The sequence below is a fragment of the Arthrobacter subterraneus genome (assembly GCF_900099735.1).
Taxonomy (GTDB): domain Bacteria; phylum Actinomycetota; class Actinomycetes; order Actinomycetales; family Micrococcaceae; genus Arthrobacter_D; species Arthrobacter_D subterraneus.
In genome coordinates, this window is sequence record NZ_FNDT01000002.1 from 322,538 (window position 1) to 344,616 (window position 22,079).

The 22,079-nt window shown below is 65.6% G+C and carries 20 protein-coding genes; 11 read left to right on the plus strand and 9 right to left on the minus strand.

The features are described 5' to 3' along the window. Positions 1–74: 74 nt before the first annotated feature. Both BLS52_RS04750 and zapE read right to left on the minus strand, forming a co-directional pair. Entirely contained in the window at positions 75–389 is a 315-nt protein-coding gene (locus tag BLS52_RS04750; RefSeq protein WP_090584772.1) for a DMT family transporter, read from the minus strand. Between the two features lie 2 nt (positions 390–391). Then, a complete protein-coding gene (gene zapE / locus BLS52_RS04755) occupies positions 392–1,432 on the minus strand; it encodes a cell division protein ZapE (RefSeq protein ID WP_090584774.1) in 1,041 nt (346 codons plus the stop codon). A 192-nt stretch (positions 1,433–1,624) separates the two neighbouring features. Between zapE and BLS52_RS04760 the strand changes: the two genes are divergently transcribed. Together BLS52_RS04760 and BLS52_RS04765 are read left to right on the plus strand one after the other, a co-directional pair. After that, positions 1,625–2,536 carry a sulfurtransferase gene (locus BLS52_RS04760; RefSeq protein ID WP_090584776.1) on the plus strand — a complete coding sequence of 304 codons (912 nt, stop codon included), beginning with the start codon at positions 1,625–1,627 and terminating at the stop codon, positions 2,534–2,536. Between the two features lie 62 nt (positions 2,537–2,598). Next, positions 2,599–3,045, plus strand: a complete 447-nt coding sequence (locus BLS52_RS04765; protein ID WP_026545358.1) for a SufE family protein — start codon at positions 2,599–2,601, stop codon at positions 3,043–3,045. Here the strand turns inward: BLS52_RS04765 and BLS52_RS04770 are convergent. After that, positions 3,031–4,272 (minus strand): alpha/beta hydrolase family protein, encoded by a 1,242-nt coding sequence (locus BLS52_RS04770; RefSeq protein WP_090584778.1) that lies wholly within the window; start codon positions 4,270–4,272, stop codon positions 3,031–3,033. The genes BLS52_RS04765 and BLS52_RS04770 overlap by 15 nt on opposite strands. A 105-nt stretch (positions 4,273–4,377) precedes the next feature. Between BLS52_RS04770 and BLS52_RS04775 the strand changes: the two genes are divergently transcribed. The 9 genes from BLS52_RS04775 (at position 4,378) to BLS52_RS04815 (ending at position 14,213) form a co-directional block, all read left to right on the plus strand. Further along, on the plus strand, positions 4,378–4,866 hold the full coding sequence (locus tag BLS52_RS04775) for a hypothetical protein (protein WP_026545357.1): 489 nt from the start codon (positions 4,378–4,380) through the stop codon (positions 4,864–4,866). Between the two features lie 14 nt (positions 4,867–4,880). Further along, on the plus strand, positions 4,881–5,333 hold the full coding sequence (gene msrB / locus BLS52_RS04780; RefSeq protein WP_090584780.1) for a peptide-methionine (R)-S-oxide reductase MsrB: 453 nt from the start codon (positions 4,881–4,883) through the stop codon (positions 5,331–5,333). A gap of 144 nt (positions 5,334–5,477) precedes the next feature. Beyond that, on the plus strand, positions 5,478–6,854 hold the full coding sequence (locus tag BLS52_RS04785; RefSeq protein WP_090584782.1) for a DUF6421 family protein: 1,377 nt from the start codon (positions 5,478–5,480) through the stop codon (positions 6,852–6,854). Then, the gene (locus BLS52_RS04790) at positions 6,851–7,567 is read left to right on the plus strand and encodes an SDR family NAD(P)-dependent oxidoreductase (RefSeq protein WP_090584784.1); all 717 of its coding nucleotides are present in this window, start codon (positions 6,851–6,853) and stop codon (positions 7,565–7,567) included. Before BLS52_RS04785 ends, BLS52_RS04790 begins: the two co-directional genes overlap by 4 nt. Positions 7,568–7,603: 36 nt before the next feature. Beyond that, positions 7,604–8,677, plus strand: coding sequence for a threonine aldolase family protein (locus BLS52_RS04795; RefSeq protein ID WP_090584786.1), 1,074 nt, complete (start codon positions 7,604–7,606; stop codon positions 8,675–8,677). Between the two features lie 91 nt (positions 8,678–8,768). Beyond that, a complete protein-coding gene (locus BLS52_RS04800; RefSeq protein ID WP_035778863.1) occupies positions 8,769–9,398 on the plus strand; it encodes a DUF3000 domain-containing protein in 630 nt (209 codons plus the stop codon). Between the two features lie 98 nt (positions 9,399–9,496). Next, a complete protein-coding gene (locus BLS52_RS04805) occupies positions 9,497–10,792 on the plus strand; it encodes an HRDC domain-containing protein (protein ID WP_090584788.1) in 1,296 nt (431 codons plus the stop codon). A gap of 68 nt (positions 10,793–10,860) precedes the next feature. Next, positions 10,861–12,105 carry a thiolase family protein gene (locus BLS52_RS04810; RefSeq protein WP_090584791.1) on the plus strand — a complete coding sequence of 415 codons (1,245 nt, stop codon included), beginning with the start codon at positions 10,861–10,863 and terminating at the stop codon, positions 12,103–12,105. Beyond that, the gene (locus tag BLS52_RS04815) at positions 12,102–14,213 is read left to right on the plus strand and encodes a 3-hydroxyacyl-CoA dehydrogenase NAD-binding domain-containing protein (RefSeq protein WP_090584793.1); all 2,112 of its coding nucleotides are present in this window, start codon (positions 12,102–12,104) and stop codon (positions 14,211–14,213) included. Before BLS52_RS04810 ends, BLS52_RS04815 begins: the two co-directional genes overlap by 4 nt. A gap of 96 nt (positions 14,214–14,309) precedes the next feature. On the opposite strand, the gene BLS52_RS04820 is transcribed toward BLS52_RS04815, so the two are convergent. The 6 genes from BLS52_RS04820 to BLS52_RS04845 all read right to left on the minus strand — a co-directional run bounded on the left by BLS52_RS04820 (position 14,310) and on the right by BLS52_RS04845 (position 22,035). Continuing rightward, positions 14,310–15,269, minus strand: a complete 960-nt coding sequence (locus BLS52_RS04820) for an aldo/keto reductase (protein ID WP_090584794.1) — start codon at positions 15,267–15,269, stop codon at positions 14,310–14,312. A 56-nt stretch (positions 15,270–15,325) separates the two neighbouring features. Further along, a complete protein-coding gene (ndk, locus tag BLS52_RS04825) occupies positions 15,326–15,742 on the minus strand; it encodes a nucleoside-diphosphate kinase (protein WP_090584861.1) in 417 nt (138 codons plus the stop codon). A 62-nt stretch (positions 15,743–15,804) separates the two neighbouring features. Next, positions 15,805–16,263: a DUF4233 domain-containing protein gene (locus BLS52_RS04830; RefSeq protein WP_090584796.1), complete on the minus strand. Its 459-nt coding sequence runs from the start codon at positions 16,261–16,263 to the stop codon at positions 15,805–15,807. An 11-nt stretch (positions 16,264–16,274) separates the two neighbouring features. Next, entirely contained in the window at positions 16,275–17,672 is a 1,398-nt protein-coding gene (locus BLS52_RS04835; protein ID WP_245702691.1) for a bifunctional folylpolyglutamate synthase/dihydrofolate synthase, read from the minus strand. Continuing rightward, entirely contained in the window at positions 17,669–20,956 is a 3,288-nt protein-coding gene (ileS, locus tag BLS52_RS04840) for an isoleucine--tRNA ligase (RefSeq protein ID WP_090584797.1), read from the minus strand. The genes BLS52_RS04835 and ileS overlap by 4 nt, the downstream gene beginning before the upstream one ends. 323 nt (positions 20,957–21,279) lie before the next feature. Continuing rightward, the gene (locus BLS52_RS04845) at positions 21,280–22,035 is read right to left on the minus strand and encodes an SDR family oxidoreductase (RefSeq protein WP_090584799.1); all 756 of its coding nucleotides are present in this window, start codon (positions 22,033–22,035) and stop codon (positions 21,280–21,282) included. Positions 22,036–22,079: the final 44 nt, after the last annotated feature.

Genomic DNA, 22,079 nt, shown 5'->3' on the forward strand with positions numbered 1-22,079 from the left:
CAAGACCTGGACAAAGAGGCTTCATCTCCGGATGGGGCCTCTTTCCTGATCCGGAGCTATCGGGGCGGAAGCGGCTAGTGCAGAACCTTCAACCCGATGACACAGCCGACGATCCCCAGAACGAGCAGGACCTTCAGCAGCGACGCGGCCTCCCCATCGAAGACCATTGCGTAGGAAACGGTCAGCGCTGCCCCGATTCCAACCCAGACGGCATACGAAGTGCCGGTCGGCAGGGAGCGCATTGCCCACGCGAGGCCGGCCATGCTGAGCACCAGCCCGACAGCGAAGACAACCGTTGGTCCCAGCCTGGTGAAACCATCCGATTTACCGAGCGCGGTGGCCCACACGGCCTCGAGGACGCCCGAGACGACCAGCACTACCCATGCCATGATCAGTCCGTTCCTCCGGCATCCCCGCCTTGACGTGCCAGCGCAGTCAGACGCGACACCGCACGGTAGTACTTCTTCATGTATCCGCCGGACATCATTTCCTGGGTGAAGAGTTCACTCAGCGGAGCTCCGCTCGCGAGGATCGGAACGTCCCGGTCATAGAGCCGGTCGGCGAGTACAACGAAACGCAGGGCAACCGCCTGCTCCGTGATCGTCTGGACCTCGTGCCAGGCAACAGCATCGACGCCGTCGATCAGCTGCCGGTAGCGGCTGGGATGGACACCCGCGAGGTGCTTGATGAGATCCCCGAAATCGTCCTCGGCAACAGTCACCTCGTCCGGGAAGTGCCGTGCGCGGCGGCGCACCTGCTGTTCGGTCAGCGGCGGAGGAGCTTCCGGCAATCCCCGGTGCCGGTAATCCTCCCCGTCAATGCGAAGGACGTCGAACTGGTCAGACAGGACCTGAATTTCCCGCTGGAAATCGACGGCGGCAAATCTGCCCTCTCCGAGGGACCCTGGAAGGGTGTTGGAGGTGGCGGCAAGTTTGACCCCGGCGTCTGCCAGTTCCCGCATCAAACGGGACATCAGCACAGTGTCGCCCGGATCGTCCAGTTCAAATTCGTCAATACAGACCAATTGGTAGGTGCTGAGAGCGTCCACCGTTTTCCTGAAGGAGAGCGCACCCACGAGGTTGGTGTACTCCACGAAAGTCCCGAAGGCTTTCCTGCCTTCGGTCGCATGCCAGAGCGACGCGAGCAGGTGGGTCTTTCCTACACCGAACCCGCCGTCGAGGTAGATACCTGCACGGCTCTCCTCACGCTTTGCCCCGAAAAACTTCCTCAGCCCGCTGGGTTTGGGCATATTGACCGCCGAGGCGAAGGAACGAAGTGCCTTGACCGCCGCGGATTGCGAGGGCTGCTGGGGGTCCGGCCGGTAGGAATCAAAGGAGACAGCCCCGAAGCGCTGGGAGGGGAAGAATCCGTCCAGCAGGTCGTCCACGGAAACCTGCGGCGATCGCTGGGTCAGATGCTCAATGGTGGCCACGGATAGGTGCGTCTTTCGTCGGCGAGTGGATGAAGCAGGCCGTCAGGAGCCGTGCTAGCCAAGGATACGCCAGCGGCACTGCCCGCAGACGAATCATCAATGTGGCGTCCCGTGACCTTGCGGAAGCAATCGGCATAACCCGTGGTTACGCTAGGTGGGAAAGCAATTGTCGATGCAGGAAGGCTCCAACGCATGAGTGTTGCAACTGATTCCAACGAGAAGTTCGCCCGGTACGCACATCCGGAACGGCTCGTCTCCACCCAGTGGCTCGCGGACAACGCCGGTACTGAGGGGCTGGTGGTTGTCGAGTCGGATGAGGACGTCCTCCTCTACGAAACCGGTCATATCGAGGGCGCCGTCAAGATTGACTGGCATACGGACCTTAATGATGAGGTCACCCGCGACTACGTCGACGGCGAGGGCTTCGCCCGGCTCATGTCGGCCAAGGGAATCTCCCGCGACAGCACCGTGGTGATCTACGGCGACAAGTCCAACTGGTGGGCCGCTTACGCCCTGTGGGTGTTCACCCTCTTTGGGCACGAGGACGTACGCCTGCTCGACGGCGGACGCGACAAGTGGATCGCCGAGGGCCGCCCTCTCACCACGGACGTCCCCCAGCCCCAGCCGACGGACTACCCGGTGGTCAAGCGCAACGATGCCCCTATCCGCGCATATCTCAGCGACGTCCTGGACCATTTCGGCAACCCGCTGATCGACGTCCGCTCCCCCGAGGAGTACACCGGTGCCCGCACCCACATGCCCGCATACCCGGAGGAAGGCGCGCTCCGCGGCGGCCATATCCCGTCGGCGGTTTCCGTGCCGTGGGCGCGCGCTGCGGCCGAGGACGGCACTTTCCGGACCCGCGAGGAACTCGACGCGATCTACCGGGGAGAAGCAGGCCTGGCTGAGGGTGACGACGTCGTCGCATACTGCCGTATCGGCGAACGTTCCAGCCACACCTGGTTTGTGCTCCAGCACCTGCTGGGCTTCCAGAATGTGCGCAACTACGACGGCTCATGGACGGAATGGGGCAACGTGGTCCGCGTGCCTATCGTGAAGGGCGCCGAGCCGGGTGCCGCACCGGTCCCCGCGGGGCAGCGATAACTGACCCGACGTAAAATGAAAGTCGCCCCGGGCATCCGCCCGGGGCAATGGTGAGGATGGCAGTGGAGACAACCGAATTACCCCAACAGCTCGCCGAGATCGTGGACGATTTCCAGGCGCTGTCCGAGCCGGACCGCCTGCAGCTCCTGCTTGAGTTCTCGCGCGGGCTCCCGCCGCTGCCCGACCGGCTCCTGGACCATCCGGAGCTTCTCGAGCAGGTTGTGGAATGCCAGAGTCCGCTGTTCCTCACCCTGGACATCGCCGATGACACCGAGAGGTCAGTCTCCCTGTTCTTCTCGGCGCCCCCGGAGGCGCCCACCACCCGCGGGTTCGCCGGGGTACTGCAGGAGGGTCTGGATGGCCTGCCCGCAGCGCAGATTCTCGCAGTGCCCGACGACGTCCCCGAGCGGCTCGGTCTCACCCGCGCCATCACCCCGCTGCGCATGCGCGGAATGGCCGCCATGCTGGGACGGATCAAGCGCAAGATCCGGGAATCAGGGGCCGCTTAGCGTCCGCTTCGGCTCAGTACGGTCGAAAACCTGGTTCCGCAGCCAGTCCGCGGTCACCGAGTGCCAGCGGTCAGGGTCCACGTTCCATTCCTTCGTGTGCCGTGCGCGGTGGAACCGTTCGAAAGTGACAAACGCCGGATTGCGTTCAGCGAGCTCAGCGGAGGGTCCCACCGGGACAAATTCGTCGTCCTCGCTGTGAAGGATGAGGGTGGGAACCGTCACCTGGTCGGCCCGGGATACCCAGTCCATGCTCTTCAGGTCCACCGGCGTCGACAGTCCTGTCACCACACGCCCGAACCGGTTTGAGATGAGCCACTGACCCAGCCTTCCGGCCGGTGCGGGGATGCGGTTCAACTCGGCCTGGTGGGTGAGGACGTCCATCCAGTCGATCACCGGACCATCAAGCACCAGAGCGCGGATACGGCTGCGGTACCGGGAGATGTCGGCCGCCTGCAGGCAGATGGCGCCCCCCATGGACCAGCCGAACAGCACCACGTCCTGCGCTCCGTGGCTGAACGCATACTCCATGGCCGCTTCGATGTCGCGCCACTCGGTCATGCCCAACCCATACCTGCCGTCAGGGGCGAAGGGGGCCTCGCCGTCATTCCGGTAGGAGACCAGGAGACTCGTCATGCCGAGCTCGCGGGCTGTATGAACGGCGCGCAGACCTTCGGAACGCTGCACGCCCCTGCCGTGGACCATGATCGCCCACGTTGAAGCGGGGGTTTCCGCCCGCACCAGCCAGGCCGGGGCAATGCCGCCGGCAATCGGAACGTCTACCGGCTCATCAGCAAAGCCGAGCGCAGAGGGAGCAGGATAGACGGCGCCGCTCCACCAGCCGCGGACCGCAGATCTGATATCCCCGGCGTACACCGCTTCCACCTCTCGCTGGACGGTTCCCTCCCGCGGCACGAAGGATTTTATTGCCCCGATGCGTGCGTGCCCGCGGCCCTCGTCGAAGTAGAGGCTGTAGGTGCCCTCCACCGTGGTGTCCTCATTGGCAGGAAGGATCACCTCCAGGCCTCCCAGCGCCTGCACCACAGCGAGAATCTGGAGATTCTCGTCGCGTTTGCGCGGCGTCACCACCTGCTTCGCAAAATGGGCAGCCAGGGCGGAGGTGGCGCCCGCAACGACGGAACTGACGGCGGCGCCGGCCCCGAGTCCGAGAACGGCCCAATGGAGCCAGGCTTGACGGTCGGCGGCGGCCGGAGGAGAGCTGAGAGGCATAGCCCTATTCTGGCCCACCCGCGCAACCGGCAGGCGCACGATCGGAGGTGTGGAGTGTCGCTCGGGCCCCTAGGTGCGGAGCGCGGCTGGGTCTAGTGTTGGCACATGGAGGAAACGATTGTTGTACTCGCCGAGGTGCCCCTGACCGAAGCCGACGCCACCCACCTGTCCGCGCTCGTCGACGGCGGCGATGCCACCTACACCGTGGTGATCCCGGAGGACCGCCACACCAACGTGCTTGGGGAGTTCCTCCACCACCTGAGCCTGCTCGAATTCGCCGAAGCATTCCAGGGGCTTTCCCACCGGCCGAGCGAGGAAGAAGTGCGGGTCTCGGCCGACTCTGCCCTGCGGAGTTCACTGGAGGCACTGTCCGCTGCCGGTCTCACCGCCGACGGTCTGACTGCCGCCGGCAACGCCGTCGACATGCTGGTCACTACGGTGCGGGAGCGCGGAGCGCGGCAGGCAGTGGTCATCACCAGGCCGCATGCGCTGGCCGATACCCTCCACCGCGACTGGGCCAACCGTGCGCAGGACAAGCTCGGGGTTCCCGTTCTGCACCTTTACTCAGGTTCGGGATTTATCGGCGACTCCTAGGCGTTGAAGCAACCATGAGCACATCCGAATCGGCACCACGCACTGACAACTCCCCCATCAGCAAGACGGACGAAGAATGGCGGCGGGAACTGACCCCCGAGGAGTACTACGTGCTTCGGCAGGCGGGAACCGAGCGGCCGTTCACCGGCGAGTATCACGATTCCCATGCACAAGGGGTCTACCAGTGCCGGGCATGCGGCCATGAGCTGTTCACGAGCAACGAAAAGTTCGATTCCCACTGCGGGTGGCCGTCCTTCTGGGCACCTCTCGCTGAGGAAAGGGTCCGGTATATCAAAGACAACACCCTCGGCATGCAACGGGTCGAGGTGCGCTGCGCCCGCTGTGACTCCCACCTCGGTCACGTTTTCGAGGGGGAAGGTTACGGCACCCCCACAGACCAGCGGTACTGCATCAACTCCGTCTCCATGAAGCTTGTCCCAGCCCCCGAGCCAGCTCCCACCGATTAACCTCAAGGACTACTGTGCCTTCCTCCTGCCACGGCGCACCCACCCTAAGAGTCTCTAATCCAGGTCTTCCCTGAGGATCAGGTGATCTGTTCTGTTGCTACTCTCGTGACAACAGCACAGCCCACCAACCCTCCAGGAGGAACCGTGACCCAGACCCTCGACTCCGGCACCCGCCACGCGCCCGGTACGGATCCGGCCCAGCTTCCCGCCTGGGCAGCGCTCAAGGGCGCAGCCTGCTCGCTCCAGGCGCTGCAGGCCAAGGACGGATCAATCGCGGACACCGCCGACGTAGAGACAGCCGGCCGGCATGTCCGGACGCTGGTTGGGTCCATCCGGGAACTGGCTCCGCACTTCCCCCACGACGCCGACTACCACGAGGCTCTTATCGGCGACCTTGAGCGGTGGGTGGCATCGGGAATGGGCACACCCGATTTCCTCGACTCCCTCGTGAGGTTCCAGCCGCAGCTGGACCGGGTCGATGGACGCCGGCACCTCGTCGTGTTCCCGATGTATACCCAGAACGGCAGCTCAAGCCGGTATGTCGAAGCCGTCCTGATCGAGGTCCTTTGGCCGGACTTCATCGCGGAGCTCGAGGCGGGCGAGTACTCCAACAAACTGTTCGTTCCCATCCGCTTCCTCGACTTCACGCCCGGCTACGACACCAATTCAGCAGTGCTCTTCCCGGAGACGGTGGCGGTGCGCCAGACACCGCAGTTCACGTGGGGCGCCATCTTCGCAGACCGCGAAGCAGCACGGTTCCGCCGGGTGGTTACCGCAGCGGCAGGGATCACCCGCCTGGACCTGCCCGAAGAAGCACGCCAGCTCGTCGAGGACCAGGAACTGGCAGAGAAAACCTTTGTCATGTGGGACCTGATCCACGATCGCACCCATATGCGTGGCGATCTTCCGTTCGACCCCTTCATGATCAAGCAGCGCATGCCCTACTTCCTGTATTCACTCGAGGAACTGCGCTGTGACCTGACCGCCTTCCGCGAATCAGTGAAAATAGCCGGCGACGACGGCGCTACGGAGGAGACGCGCCGGCACGCCCGTCTCGTGCAGTACGCGGTGATCTTCGACCGCATCTTCCGCTTTGCAATCACCGGCAGCCGGGTCCGGAACTACGATGGCCTCGGTGGGCAGCTGCTCTTCGCCTGGCTGCACCAGCACCATGTATTGCACTGGACGGACACAACGCTGACCATCGACTGGGAGGAGGTTCCCGCCGTCGTGATTGCACTGGGTGAGAAGATCCAGGAGCTGTACTGGCGGTCGATCGACCGTCCGAAGATCGCGCACTGGCTGGCAGCCTATGGGCTGGTCTCGGAGACGCTCACGCCGCACCCTGCCTCAGTGTGGGCCAGGGGTCCCGAAGCGTTGCCCCTCGACGGGCCGCCGCGCGGCCTCACGGACGCCGTCCTCGATGATGAGTTTCCGCTGTCGATGTTCTTTGAGGCACTGGACCGGAAAATGAAGGACGTCATCGAATCAACCGCGGGTATCACGGGAACCTCCGCGTGACGCCGTCCCCGGACCTTTCCCGCCTGACCGTGCTGATCGCGGGAGCCAGCAGCCAGGCCGGCATAGCGACGGCCGAGGCCCTCACCTCGGCTGGCGCCCGGGTGATTGCCGTCGGATCCGACGCGACCCGCCTCCAGCGCGCGCTGGGACACCTCGAGTCGGTTGACCAGAGAACCTGCGACCTCACGGATTTCCAGGCTGTCCAGACGCTGGCGGAAGAGCTGCGCACCGGCGGCACTGCCCCGGACGGCCTGATTCACCTGGTGGGCGGCTGGCGGGGAGGCGCAGGGATAGCGGGGCAGTCGGACGACGACTATGAGTTCCTCCACCGTTCCGTCCTGACCACCCTGCGCAACACCTCCCGGGCGTTCATCGGCGATCTCACCCGATCTCCGCGGGGCAGGCTCGCGATCGTTTCCGCCACCGCCGTGGATTCTCCGACGGCGGGCAACGCCTCGTATGCCGCGATCAAGGCCGCCGCAGAAACCTGGGTGCGGGCAGTCGCCCAGGAATTCGCGGCGGCCGAGCCGCAGCGGGGGGCCGCCGCCATTGTGGTGGTCAAGGCGCTCCTCGATGATGCGATGCGCGCCGAGCACCCCGAACGCCGGTTCCCGGGCTACACCCACGTCCGTGACCTCGCCGCAACGATGACCGGGCTGTTCGAGCGGGATCCGGCCGACCTCAATGGCCGACGGCTGCACCCCGCGGGCTGACCGACCCTACCCCTGCGAATACGAGATACTGGACCCGTGACTGACACCATCTCCGCCCCCACCCGCCTTCACGACCCCAATGTGCGCGGTTTCGCGTCGGACAACTACTCCGGTGTGCACCCCGAGATACTCGCCGCGCTGGCCGCCGCCAATGAGGGCCACCAGACCGCCTACGGAGAGGACGTTTACACCCAACGGCTCCAGGAGCTCATGCAGGAGCATTTCGGGGACGGAACCGTTGCCTATCCGGTCTTCAACGGGACCGGCGCCAACGTACTGGGCCTCCAGTCGCTTCTTCCCCGCTGGGGCGCCGTCATCTGCGCACGGACGGCCCACATCAATGTCGATGAGAACGGGGCACCCGAGCGCATCGGTGGAATGAAGCTGCTCGCCGTGCCCACACCCGACGGGAAGCTCACTCCCGAACTCATCGATCAGGAGGCCTGGGGCTGGGGGGATGAACACCGGGCGCAGCCGCTGGCGGTGTCAATCACCCAGACCACTGAATTGGGAACGCTCTATACCCCCGAGGAGATCCGCGCCATCGCGGACCACGTCCATGCCCGCGGCATGCACCTCCATATGGACGGAGCGCGCATCGCCAATGCCGCTGCGGCCCTCCAGGCGCCGCTGCGCTCTTTCACACGCGACGCCGGCGTGGACATCCTGTCCTTCGGCGGCACCAAGAACGGCCTTATGTTCGGTGAGTGCGTCGTGGTGCTCAACCCGGGCGCGGCATCCGGGCTGGAGTACCTCCGGAAGATGAACATGCAGCTTGCCTCCAAGATGCGGTTCGTGTCCGCGCAGCTGGTGGCCCTCCTCGAGGATGGCCTGTGGCTGCGCTCAGCAACCCACGCCAACGCCATGGCAGCCCGACTCACGGCGGCGGTCTCCGGCATCGACGGCGTCCAGCTCACCCAGCCGACGGCGGCGAACGCGGTCTTCGCGATCCTGCCCCCGGGCGCAGCGGACAGGGTACGGGAGCAGTTCCGCTTCTATGACTGGGACCAGGCGACCGGCGAGGTGCGCTGGATGTGCACGTTCGACACCACACCGGAGGATGTCGATGCCTTCGCTGACGCTATCCGCCGGGAGGTCCGCGGTGGGTAGCATCTCCCGACCGAGTATCCGTTTTCCGCCCCGTGCGGCGTGGCTGACCGGATGTGCAGGCTGCGGGGCTTAGCCTGCGAGGGTGAGTGCAATAGGTGACCTCTCGCAGGTTCCCCCTGAATTCCTTGACGCCCTGGCCGGCCTGCGGCAGGCGCGATGCCGCAGCGAGCTTCGCCTCGATGAGATTCCCGCTCCCTCCCGGCTGGCCCCCTACGCCGTAGCGCTCGGTGCCGAGGTGCTCCAGAATGCCCAGCCCGGGCCGCTTCCAGTGCATGGGCCTGCCCGGGCTGCGTTCCAGCATGATCACCCTGAAGAACTGGCCACAGGGCGATTCATCCTTCTGTATGACCCGGAAGGCTCGGAAGTCTGGGACGGCACGTTCCGCATCGTGACCTACATCCGCGCCCAGCTGGAGCCTGACATGGGCAATGACACCCTCCTGGGATCGGTGGCGTGGACCTGGCTGGTTGAGGCACTGCAGAACCACGACGCCGGCTACCGTTCCGCCGGCGGCACAGCTACCCGGATCCTCTCTGAGAGCTACGGATCGCTCGCCGACCGGGTAGACACCATCGACATAGAGCTGCGGGCATCGTGGACCCCGGATTCAGACAGTGTCCGGAAGCACCTGGAAGCCTGGGCGGATATGGTCTGCACCTTCGCCGGCCTGCCGCCCCTGCCCGACGGGGTAGCTGCGCTGCCGAACCGGCGGCGCAACTGATCCTGGCCTGCCCGCCGGCCGCCCGACTCCACAGGACCGGTGCCGATTGCCGCCATTTCCCGGACCTTCGCCGGTCACCGGGCTAGACTGGCATCATCATGACCGTGCATTCCGAGGCTGACAGCCGTACCAGAAGCGACGGCGCCGCCACCCCGGACTCCATCGCAGCCCTGCCGCTCCTTGATGAACCGCGAGAAGGCGTCCCTTTTGTCATTGACACCCCCGCCGGGCTCAACCGGGCCGCGCGCGCGCTGGCCGGCGGGACCGGCCCGGCCGGCGTCGATGCGGAACGTGCGTCGGGTTTCCGTTACGGGCAGCGCGCCTTCCTGGTGCAGATCCGCAGGGAAGGCGCCGGAACGTGGCTGATTGACCCGGAGCCCTTCGGCGATCTGACCATCATCAACGAAGCACTGTCCGGGGTTGAATGGATCCTGCACGCGGCAACCCAGGACCTTCCGTGCCTCTCGGAGCTGGGGATGTGGCCGGACAGGCTGTTCGACACGGAGCTCGCCGCAAGGCTCGCCGGATTACCCCGGGTGGGTCTCGCCGCTGTCATCGAAAATCTTCTCGGTTTCACCCTGGCCAAGGAACATTCCGCCGCCGACTGGTCCCAGCGCCCGCTGCCCGAGCCCTGGCTCCGGTATGCCGCGCTGGACGTCGAAGTGCTCGTCGAACTCCGTGATCGCCTCGCTGCCGTCCTTGACGAGGACGGAAAACTGGGCATAGCGCAGGAGGAATTCGAGTACATCCGGTCCATGCCGCCTGCGGCGCCCCGGACGGACCCCTGGCGCCGGACCTCCGGAGTCCACCAGGTCCGGGACCGGAGGCAGCTGGCCGCAGTCCGCCAGCTTTGGCTGGAAAGAGAGTCGCTCGCGCAGAAGCGTGACGTTGCACCCGGTCGCCTGATTCCTGACGCGGCCATTGTTGCCGGGGCGAAGGCAATGCCGCAGACCGTCCCGCAACTCCTGGCAGTCAACGGGTTCCATGGGCGGGCCGCACAGCGCGAGGCACCGCGTTGGCTCCGGTGCATCGCCGAGGCCCGGACCACACGGGACCTTCCTGAACTGCAGCTTCCCACCAACGCTCCTCCCCCGCCCCGGGTATGGCCCGAGAAGGACCCGGCCGCTGCGGCGCGCCTGCAGACCGCCAAGCCGCGAATCACCGCAGTGGCTGAAAAACTCAACATGCCGCTCGAAAACCTTCTGACCCCTGACCACCTGCGCCGTCTTGCCTGGCGCCCTCCGCAGCCGGTCGACCTCGATTCAATCTCCGCTGCGCTCGCTGAACTCGGTGCCCGGCCCTGGCAGATCGAACAGGTGGCAGCCGTGATCACGGTGGCGTTCCTCGACCCGGACCCCCTGCAGCCCAAGCAACAGAAACAGGCAGCACGGTAACTGGTTGCGGCGTGATGTTACCGGTGAGTAACATAGGGAGCTGATCCCAAACTCAATGAGGAGCGATTGTGCCCACACAAGCCACAGCACGTCAGCAGATCAGGGACGTCGTCTTTGTTGACGGTGTCCGGACCCCCTTCGGAAAAGCGGGGGAAAAGGGTATCCATGCAGGAACCAGGGCCGATGATCTGGTGGTCAAGTGCATCCGCGAGCTCCTGAGGCGCAACCCCTCCCTGCCGCCCGAACGGATCGACGACGTTGCGATCGCTGCCACCACCCAGACAGGTGACCAGGGCCTCACCATCGGACGGACTGCTGCGCTCCTTGCGGGGCTGCCCCGGACAGTGCCCGGCTTCGCAATCGACCGCATGTGCGCCGGTGCCATGACGGCAGTGACAACCACTGCCTCCGGGATCGCCTTCGGCGCCTATGACGTCGTCGTTGCCGGCGGCGTCGAGCACATGGGCAACCACCCAATGGGTTCGGGCACGGATCCGAACCCGCGTTTCCTCGCCGAGCGCCTGGTGGACCCCGCCGCGCTCAATATGGGCAACACGGCAGAGAACCTGCACGACCGTTTCCCTGCCATCACCAGGGAGCGGACTGACGCGTATGCGGTGGCCAGCCAGGCGAAACTCGCCGCCGCCTACGGGAAAAACCGGATCCAGCCGGACCTGGTCCCTGTTGCGGGCAGGAAGCCGGGAGCAGGCTGGACCCTCCATCAGCAGGACGAACCGCCCCGCCCTGACACAACGCTTGAGGACCTTTCATCCCTGCGAACTCCGTTCCGCCCCCACGGCCGCGTCACCGCAGGCAACGCGGCAGGGCTGAACGACGGCGCCACTGCTGCGGTCCTCGCCTCGGCTGACGCCGCAGCCGAACTGGGCCTCCCCGTGCGGATGCGGCTCGTGGCGTATGCGTTTGCCGGCGTCGAACCCGAGGTGATGGGAATCGGTCCCGTCCCGGCCACCGAGAAAGCCCTCCGGCAGGCCGGCCTTTCCATCGAAGACATCGGACTCTTCGAAATCAACGAGGCCTTCGCTGTGCAGGTTCTCTCCTTCCTCGATCATTTCGGGATTGCAGACGATGATCCGCGGGTAAACCGTTATGGCGGAGCAATCGCAGTGGGGCACCCCCTCGCGTCCTCGGGCGTACGGCTCATGAACCAGCTGGCACGGCAATTCGAGGATGATCCGCAGGTTCGGTACGGCATCACCACGATGTGCATCGGACTCGGCATGGGCGGAACCGTCATCTGGGAGAACCCACACCACGCAGACTATTCGGGAACCACCACGGAGGACGCAGCATGAGTTTCGACCGCTTTGAGGACCTGGCCGCACTGGTGCCGAACGAGGTCATCACACATTCACTCGTCGAGGACATCGTTCTTCCGGGGAACGCCGGAATCCTGGCGCTCATCACGCTGGACAACGGACTCGACCACAGCCGCCCCACCACCCTGGGACCAGGCACGCTGATCGAGTTCGGGCGCACCCTCGAGAGCCTCCGCGCCAGGGCTGCCTCCGGTGAAATTGCTGCTGTCGCCCTCACCGGCAAACCCTACTTCCTCACCGCCGGTGCGGACCTCTCCACGGTGAAGACGCTGAAATCAGCCGAACACGGACGGTTGATGGCCGAACTCGGGCACTCCGCCTACAACCTCCTCGGGTCTCTGGGCGTCCCCAGCTTTGCCTTCATCAACGGTGTGGCGCTGGGTGGTGGACTCGAGATCGCACTGGCTGCGGATTTCCGGACGGTCTCAACCGGCGCACACGGCATCGGCCTGCCGGAAGCCTTCATCGGTCTGGTTCCGGGCTGGGGAGGCGTCTACCGGCTCCCCCGCCTGACCGGCCCGCGCGCCGCAGTGAAGATCATGATAGAGAATCCGCTCAGCAATAACCGCACGCTTGACGGTCGAACTGCGCACGAATACGGCGTCGCCGACGCGCTCTTCGAACCGGCAGATTTCCTGGAACAGTCAATCCGGTGGGCAGCAGACGCGCTGAATGACTCTGCGGAGATTTTGGACCGCCGCGCCGCCCTGTCCCGGTACGACGACGGCGAGTGGCAGGCCGCCGCGCAGGCCGGCCGTGCCTTCATCGAGGCGAAGACGTCCAACGCCGCTCCCGCCCCCGCGATGGTCATGGATCTGTTCGAGGCCGCGGAACACCGGACGCAGGCGGAATCCGCAGCAGCTGAGTGTGAAGCCCTGACGGAACTGATGCGGACCCCGCAGTTCCACAACACGGTGTATGCCTTCCTGGACCTGGTGCAGAAGCGCGCCAAACGTCCCGCCGGCGCGCCGGACCGCTCCCTTGCCCGTCCGGTCACCAGGATTGGCGTGGTGGGTGCCGGTCTGATGGCAAGCCAGCTGGCGCTGTTGTTTGCCCGCCAGTTGGGTGTTCCGGTGGTTCTCACCGACATCGACCAGTCCCGTGTGGACCGGGGCGTCAGCTGGGTGCACGCGGAAACCGACAAGCTGCTCGCCCGGAAGAAGCTCTCCCAGGACCGGGCAAACCGTGTCAAGGCGCTCGTCTCCGGCTCGGTCTCGAAGGAGGTGTTCGCCGACGCGGATTTTGTCATCGAGGCAGTCTTCGAGGAACTGGAAGTCAAAAAGGCGGTTTTTGCCGAGCTTGAACGGGTCGTTTCACCTGAGTGCGTGCTGGCGACCAACACTTCCTCGCTTTCGGTTGCCGCGATGGCCGAGGACCTCGAACACCCGGAGCGGGTAGTCGGGTTCCACTTCTTCAACCCTGTCGCGGCGATGCCGCTTCTTGAGATCGTCAAGGCGCCCGCGACGGCCGACGAGGTCCTTGCCACGGCCTTCGCCGTCGGGAAGGAGCTCAGGAAGAACGCAGTACTCGTAAAGGATGCGCCGGCCTTCGTGGTGAACCGGATCCTCGGACGGATGTTCGGCGAAATCACCGCAGTGTTTGATGAAGGTACCGACGCCGCCACTGCTGATGGGGCACTGCGTCCCATGGGATTGCCGATGACCCCGTTCCGGCTCCTCGCGCTGGTGGGCCTGCCCGTGGGCCAGCATGTGCAGGAGTCGCTGCACGCCGCCTTCGGCGACCGGTTCTACGTGTCGAAAAACCAGCAGATCCTGATCGACGCGGGGAAAAAGGGCCTATGGGAACAGGACGACGCCGGCAATGACGTGGTGCCCGAATCCACCCTGGCAATGCTCACCCGCGGCGACTCCTCCTCATCGGGCGAGGAAGTCCTGCGGCGGACGCAGGACGCGCTCGCAGACGAGATCGGGCGAATGCTGGCCGAGGGTGTTGTCGCAGCACCCGAAGATATCGACCTCTGCATGATCCTCGGCGCGGGGTGGCCGATGCACCTCGGCGGAATTACCCCCTACCTCGATCAGGTGGGCGCCTCCGGGCGGGTCAACGGCCGAACCTTTCACTGAGCCCGTAAAACGCATCGCGCGGGCGCCCAGGACGGTCTATCTCCCGAAGGAGACTGTCATGGGTGTCCGCGCGATCCGTATGCCGGCTGCTGCCGATCAGCGAGCGGGGAAGATGTGGTCGAGCTCCTCGAGATCGGCCTCTGACGGAACCCAGCGGGCAGCGCCGGCATTCAGATGGACCTGCTCCGGCTTCGTTGCGCCCGCAATCACGCTGGCCACCGTGGGGCGGCTGGCAAGCCAGGAGAAGGCCACCTCAAGCTCTGTCAGTGAGCGGGCACGGGCGTAGGAACTGAAGTCCGCGAGTTGTTCCCAGTTGGCCTGATCCAGGAGGTTGGTGCGGGAGTGCGTCAGCCGGCTTCCCGCGGGCGCGTGGCCCGCGGCGTACTTCCCGGTGAGGAGACCGTTTGCGAGCGGAAGGTACGGTAGCAGCCCCAGGCCGTAGGCCCGGGCAGCCGGAACCACCTCCCGCTCAACCGAGCGTTCCAGCAGGTTGTACTGGTTTTGGGCAGAGATGAATCTCGTGGTGCCGAGCTGGCGGGCCACATACTCCGCCTCCGCCACCTGCCAGCCCGCAAAGTTCGAGTGTCCGATATAGCGCACCTTGCCGCTCTGCACGAGTGAGTCGAGCGCCGCGAGCGTCTCGTCCATGGGCGTTGCCGGGTCAGGGGCGTGATACTGGTAGAGGTCGATCCACTCGGTGTTCAGCCGCTTCAGTGACGATTCCACAGCCTTCACGATGTACCGGCGGGAGCCGCGCGCACCCCAGTCCGGACCGTTGAGGCCCTTCAGATCGAGCCCGAACTTGGTCGCGACGATCACATCGTCGCGGCTCTTGCCCAGCGCCCGGCCGAGGAGTTCCTCGCTGACCCCGGGGGCGCGCCCGTAGGAGTCAGCAACATCGAAAAGGGTGATTCCTGCTTCAAGGGCCGCGCCCACGACGGCGGCCGCGCCACGCTGCGATTCTGAAGCCGTTCCGGGCCGGCCCAGGTTGTTGCACCCGAGTCCGACCACCGAAACGCTCAGTCCTGATGTGCCGAGTCTGCGATATTCAGTCATGTCCCAAAGTTACCAACCGGTCAGGGCCTCGACGGCCAGGAACCGTCCGGCGCAGGTCAGCTGAACCAGATCGAGATTTCCTTCTCGGCCGACTCGGGCGAATCGGATCCGTGCACGAGATTCTGCTGCACCTTCAGCCCCCAGTCACGGCCCAGGTCCCCGCGGATGGTGCCGGGCGCCGCCGTCGTGGGTTCCGTTGATCCGGCCAGCGAGCGGAAGCCCTCGATGACGCGTTCGCCCTCAAAGACAGCCGCGAGAACCGGGCCGCTCAGCATGAATTCGACCAGCGGTTCGTAGAAGGGCTTGCCGACGTGTCCAGCGTAGTGCGCTTCCAGTATCTCGCGGGTTGCATGCACCAGCTTCAGGTCCACCAGGCTGTACCCCTTGGCCTCCACCCGGGCCAGGATTGTTCCGCTCAAGCCCCGGGCAACGCCGTCGGGCTTGACCAGTATCAGGGTCCGCTCAGCACTCACGTTTTCTCCTCCGATTGCAATTTCCTGCGCCGGTACCCCGGCGCGGTCCACCATCGACTCTACTAAAGGGTTTGCTGCCCGCCGTCGCCATTTGTCCGGTTCGCCTGCTCCCACGCGGCCTGCTCCCGGTCCCGGGCAGCGTTCTCGCGGTCCAGGCGCGCGCCGGTGCGGAGCCCGTACAGCCAGGTGAGTGCAAAGAGTGCGCCGACGAGGAACATCATCGGCTCCACGATGCCGGTGGCAATGAGCACGACCTGCAGTACCCAGCCGAGGTGGATCCCGTAGCGCTTTGTGAGTAGCGCACACGAAGAGATGAGAACCGCGCTCAGGGTCAGCCCGGCGCCGAGGATGAGCCCTACCGGGATACTGTCGGCGCGCAGCCCGAAGACCACCAGGGTGGCGAACAGCACCACGAAGGCCTCCAGCAGCAGCACTGTGGAGGCGAACATCACCTTGATGGAACGCCGCTTCTTCGGCATACCGGGACGCCATTCGCGCTGAGCTTTTGTCAGACGTGCCATGGAAGCCCCTCCTACTTGCCCAACAGTGTGCGGGCCTCGGCCACCACCGTGATGGATCCTGTCACGAGGATCCCGCCACCGGGCTCGCCTTCCTCGACGGTCATGACAGCCCACTCGAGGGCATCATCGAGCCGCTCCGCGACGTGGATACGTTCATCGGCGAACCCGGCGCTGAGCGCAAGCCGCCGCAGGTCCCCGGCCGGTATGGCGCGCGGGGAGTTGGACTGGGTGAGACAGACGTCCTCCAACACTCCGCCGAGCTCCTCATGAAGTTCGCTGAGGATCGCTCCGGCGTCCTTGTCCTGGAGTACGCCGATCACAAGTACCAGCCTGCTGAACTCGAAAGCCTCGGTGATCGCCTTCGCCGTGGCGCGGGCGCCGGCGGCGTTGTGGGCGGCGTCCACCAGAATGCTGGGGGCGGTCCGCACCAGTTCCAGCCTGCCCGGAGAGGTCACCGCGTTCAGGCCGTTCCGGACGACGTCGATATCCAGCTCCCGTGATCCGCCGCCCAGGAATGCCTCAACCGCTGCGACGGCGACTGCAGCGTTCTGCGCCTGGTGCTCACCGTGCAGCGGGAGCAGCACGTCCTCATAACGGCCGGCAATCCCGGCCAGCGTGAGCTGCTGTCCGCCCACGGCGATACGCCGGTCTTCCACGCCGAACTCCACCCCCTGGAACCGGAACTCGACGCCGGTTTCCCGCGCCTTCTCGAGCAGCACCTGTGCTGCATCCGCCGGCTGGGCGGCACTGACGAGGAACCCGCCGGGCTTGATGATGCCGGCTTTTTCGAGCGCGATTTCGCCGGGCGTTTCTCCGAGGAGGTCGGTGTGGTCCAGTGAGATGGGAGTGACCACCGAGACGACGCCGTCGCCCACGTTGGTGGCGTCGGTGATCCCGCCGAGCCCCACCTCGATGACGGCGACGTCCACCGGTTCATCCGCGAACACCGCGAAGGCGAGAATGGTGACGCACTCGAAGTAGGTCAGCCGCGGTTCGCCGGCGTCGTCGAGTTCAGAGTCGATGATCTCGAGATAGGGCCGGATCTCGTCCCAGATACGGACAAACGTCTCATCGGCGACGGGCTCGCCGTCAATGCTGATCCGCTCGGTGACACGGGAAAGGTGCGGGCTCGTGTACCGGCCGGTGCGGAGGTCGTGCGCCCGCAGGAGTCCCTCGATCATCCGCGCCGTGGAGGTCTTGCCGTTGGTCCCCGTGATGTGGATGATCGGCACGGCCCGGTTCGGCTCGCCCAGAATCTCCATCGCGCGGAACAGCGGAGCCATGCGCGGCTCCATCTTGTTTTCCGGCGCCCGGCTCAACAGTTCGGCGTAGACGCTTTCCACCGAGAACCGGTCAATCTCCTGGTTCGGACCGGGTCCATCCGCGCCGTGGTTCATTGCATCGTTCATGCCTGCCGCTCCACCTTCACCGAAATTCCGTCGACTGACGCCGCGACCAGCACCAGGTTGTCCGTCAACGTTTCCTGCCGGACAAGGGCTGCGTGCGCCTCGAGGGCAGCGAGGGTTCCGGCATCCGCCTCCACCGTGGTGACTACGCGGTCACTGATGTGGAAGTCGGCGTCCCGGCGGGCCTGCTGGATGGAACGGATGACGTCGCGTGCAGTGCCCTCCGCTTCCAGGTCACCGGTGACCTCGGTGTTGAGCACGAGGAACCCGCCACCGGGCAGAACCGTGACAGCGGTGCTGCCGCCGGAGGTCCCGTTGCTGTCCACCACGGTTTCCAGTGTGTATTCGCCGGGCTCCATCGGCAGGCCGCCCGCCGTGACAGTGCCGGCGTCGTCCACGGACCAGTCCCCCGCCTTCGCAGCCTTGATGGCGGTCTGGACATTTTTACCCAGTCTCGGACCGGCTGCGCGGGCATTGACCACGAGCTTCTGGGAAATGCCGAACTCTTCGGGCGAGATATCCGCGGAGTCGATCAGGCGGACGGACTTGATATTCAGTTCATCCGCGATGATGGCCCGGTACTGGCCTTCCAGCTCACCGGCGGCCGGCGCCACGACGGTCAGATCGGCGAGCGGCAGGCGCACCCGAAGGTTCGCTGCCTTGCGCAGGCTGGATCCCGTCGAGCAGATCTGCCGCGTCCGTTCCATCCGCTCCACCAGGTCCGGTGCAGCCGCAAACGACGACGGCGACGCCCAGTCCGTCAGGTGCACGGAACGGCCGCCGGTAAGGCCCCGCCAGATTTCCTCGGTGACCAGGGGCAGCAGCGGAGCCGCAACGCGGGTCACCGCTTCCAGGCACGTGTAGAGGACGTCGAACGCGGCGGTGTCCTCGTCGAAGAAACGCTGCCGGCCGCGGCGCACATACCAGTTGGTGAGTGTGTCGAGGTAGCGGCGCAGGGCCTCACACGCGTCGCTGATGTTGAACGCGTCGAGAGAGGCCGTCATATCCTCCACGAGGTTGCCGGTGTACGCCAGGATGTACCGGTCCAGCGGGTCGGCCAGGGCTTCCGCTGCGGCCGCGTCAACAGTTTTCGCCTCGTAGCCGGCGCCCCCGGAGGCGGCATTCGTGTAGAGACGGAAGAAGTGCCACACGTTCCACAGCGGCAGAATGACCTGACGGACGCCGTCGCGGATTCCCTGCTCGGTGACCACGAGGTTGCCGCCGCGCAGGATCGGCGAGGCCATCAGGAACCAGCGCATGGCGTCCGAGCCGTCCCGGTCGAGGACCTCGGAAACGTCAGGGTAGTTCTGCAGGCTCTTGGACATCTTCTGGCCGTCCGAGCCCAGCACGATGCCGTGGCTGATGACGTTCTTGAACGTCGGCCGGTCAAACAGCGCCGTGGCGAGGATGTGCAGCGTGTAGAACCAGCCGCGGGTCTGGCCGATGTACTCCACGATGAAGTCGGCAGGGTTGTGGGACTCGAACCAGTCCTCGTTCTGCATCGGGTAGTGAACCTGCGCATACGGCATGGACCCGGAGTCAAACCAGACATCGAGGACATCCGCGACGCGGCGCATGGTGGACTGGCCGTCCTCGGGGGTCCGCGGATCGTCCGGGTTGGGGCGGGTCAGCTCGTCGATGAACGGACGGTGCAGGTCCACCTCTCCAGCCGCATTGCGCGGCAGGCGGCCGAAGTCCCGCTCGATGTCCGCGAGGGACCCGTACACGTCGGTGCGCGGGTAGTTCGGGTCATCCGACACCCACACGGGGATGGGGCTTCCCCAATAGCGGTTGCGGCTGATGGACCAGTCGCGGGCATTCTCCAGCCACTTGCCGAACTGGCCGTCCTTGACGTTCTCCGGGATCCAGTTGATCTGCTGGTTGAGCTCGACCATGCGGTCCTTGATCTTGGTGACCTCGACGAACCAGGAGGACACGGCCCGGTAGATCAGCGGGTTGCGGCAGCGCCAGCAGTGCGGGTAGCTGTGCACGTAGCTGGCCTGGCGTACCAGGCGGCCGGCGTCGCGCAGCACCCGTGTGATGGCCTTGTTCGCTTCGAAGACCTGCACACCGACGATCTCCGCCAGCGGTCCGTCCTCGAAGGTGCGCAGGAAGCGTGCTCCCTCATCGACCGAGAGGATCACCTGGATTCCTGCGTCCTCACAGATTTTCTGGTCCTCTTCACCGTAGGCCGGCGACTGGTGGACAATACCGGTGCCGTCCGTCGTCGTGACGTAGTCAGCGACGAGGAACCGGAAGGCGTTGCGGTAGCCGCCGCGTTCAGGATCCGCGAAGTAGTCCCACAGCGGAACATACTCCAGTCCACCGAGTTCGGTGCCGCGGTGGGTGCCGATGACGGCGGCGCGCGCCTCCTCCGCGGAGGCGTAGCCGAAGTCCTTTGCGTACCCGGACAGCAGTTCCTCGGCGATCAGGAACCGGCGGCCCGTGAACTCGCCGGCGCCCGGAACCAGCGCGTAGTGGATGTCAGGCCCGACGGCGAGGGCAGCGTTGGTGGGAAGCGTCCACGGCGTGGTGGTCCAGGCCAGCGCCTCGACACCGGCGAGGTCCTGAGACAGGGCCGAATCTCCGGCGATGATCGGGAACGTCACGGTGACGGTCTGGTCCTGGCGGTCCTGGTAGACGTCGTCGTCCATCCGCAGTTCATGGTTGGAGAGCGGCGTCTCATCCTTCCAGCAGTAGGGCAGTACCCGGTAGCCGTTATAGGTGAGGCCCTTTGAGTGCAGTGTCTTGAAGGCCCAGAGCACGGACTCCATGTACTCGACGTTGAGCGTCTTGTAGTCGTTCTCGAAGTCCACCCAGCGCGCCTGGCGGGTGACGTAGTCACGCCACTCCCCCGCGTACTTCATCACGGACGCGCGGCACGCATCGTTGAACTTGTCGATGCCCATGGCCTCGATCTGCTTCTTGTCGCTCATGCCGAGCTGCTTCATGGCTTCAAGCTCGGCGGGAAGCCCGTGCGTGTCCCAACCGAAACGGCGCTCGACGCGGCGGCCGCGCTGGGTCTGGTAACGCCCTACAAGGTCCTTGGCGTAGCCGGTGAGCAGGTGCCCGTAGTGGGGCAGGCCGTTGGCGAAGGGCGGGCCGTCATAGAAGACGAATTCGTTTGAGCCGTGCTCGCCCGCGCTGCGCTGGTCAATCGAGGCCTGGAAGGTCCCGTCCCCGTCCCAGTACGCGAGCACGCGCTCTTCCAGCTCGGGGAAGCGTGGAGAGGCAGAGCCTGAGACAGCCGGATCTGCGGCGGAGGCCTTGGGGTAGATCTGTGACATGTGGTGTGTCCTGAAGCTGGCGGAGGTCGGCGGGCAGTAATGGTTTTCCTGCAAGGACGAACCAGCTGACCGATGCCGAAGCCCCGGCGAGCGAATCCGCGGTACCACCTCGCTTGCGTGCCCTCTCCTCCCTGCCTGGGAGGAACAGCGCACACCGCTTCATGTCTGCTGTCACGGGCTTACCCGTCCGGTTCTACTGATCCGCCGGGGCGGGTGTTCTTCCGGAAGCTCACCGGTGATGGCCGGGTCGCAGCTGATGCCCCCAATTCTAGCCGTCACGGCCGGATAGGGCGAACTCTCTCGGGAGGGCCGGCGGGCGCGGCTCAGCTGCGCCGGATCACCTTGTGGTTCGCCGCCTGCGCAACCGGACGGACAACAATCTCGTCAAGGTTCACGTGATGCGGCACGGACACCGCGTAGGCGACGACGTCGGCGACGTCCGCGGCGGTCAGCGGCTCGGCCACCCCGGCATACACCTTCTCGGCTGCCGCCGCGTCACCGAGCCGGTTCAGCGCGAATTCCTCGGTCTGGACCATGCCGGGAAGAACCTCGACCACCCGCACGTTATGTTCGACCTCCTCAAGGCGAAGCGCCCTGGTCATGGCGCGCTGCGCGGCCTTGGCAGCGTTGTAGCCCGCACCGCCCTCGTAGGCGACCAGTGCCGCCGTGGACGTCAGGTTCAGGACCGTGCCGTGCCCGTGCTTCCGCAGCATCGGCAGAAACGCACGGGTCAGCTTCATGGTGCCGACAACGTTGGCGCCGTACATCCATTCCCAGTCCTCGGTGCGCGCATCGGCCACCCAGTCGGTCCCGCGGGCACCGCCGGCAATGTTGATCAGGGTGTCGATGCCGCCTGCTCCGGTGACCTCATCGAGCAGGCGGGCCACGCCGTCGTCGTCGGTGATGTCGAGCGCAACCGGCACCGCCCCGGTCTCGTCGCCGAGGCGGGCCAGCCGGTCGGCCCGGCGGGCGACCGCCCACACCTGCCAGCCGTCGGCCGTCAGCCTGCGCACCGTTGCTTCACCGATCCCGGAACTTGCACCCGTCACTACTGCTGCCCTGCCCTGTCCAGAAGTCATGAAGCCAAACTAGCCCACCCACGGGCACCGCGCAGTCCCGGACA